This window comes from Enterobacter sp. R-1.6.2, assembly GCF_035064085.1.
GTDB classification, from domain to species: domain Bacteria; phylum Pseudomonadota; class Gammaproteobacteria; order Enterobacterales; family Enterobacteriaceae; genus Enterobacter; species Enterobacter asburiae_B.
This window is the reverse complement of record NZ_JASEYI010000136.1, coordinates 1-329: the sequence shown is the minus strand read 5'-3', so window position 1 is coordinate 329 and position 329 is coordinate 1. Positions and strand designations below refer to the sequence as shown.

General features: G+C 42.9%; 1 protein-coding gene. It reads left to right on the top strand.

Annotation, left to right across the window (positions count from 1 at the left end; all coding sequences use genetic code 11):
* On the top strand, positions 1-218 hold a 218-nt coding region (locus QMN93_RS26145), incomplete at its 5' end, for a hypothetical protein (RefSeq protein WP_323620248.1).
* Positions 219-329 lie beyond the last annotated feature (111 nt).

Genomic DNA, 329 nt, shown 5'->3' with positions numbered 1-329 from the left:
TCATGATGTCCCTCTGGGATGCGCTCCGGATGAATATGATGATCTCATATCAGGAACTTGTTCGCACCTTCCCTAAGCGTATGGGGATTAACTTATTTAAAATTAAGCGCACATTTTTGGGGGAGTCGAGAAAGCTATTTTGGTCTCGTGATCGCCGGGATTTTCTTTCTAATTATGCACTGTCGCTATTGCGCAAAAAATGTCGTTATCAAAAATGATGGGCTTGCACCCATGAGAGAATTGATTAATATCGGGGTCAGTTTGGATATAGAGAATTATTGTACTATAAGGGCTTCCCCGGCATGTCAACGCCGGTGTTTACGGTTTCT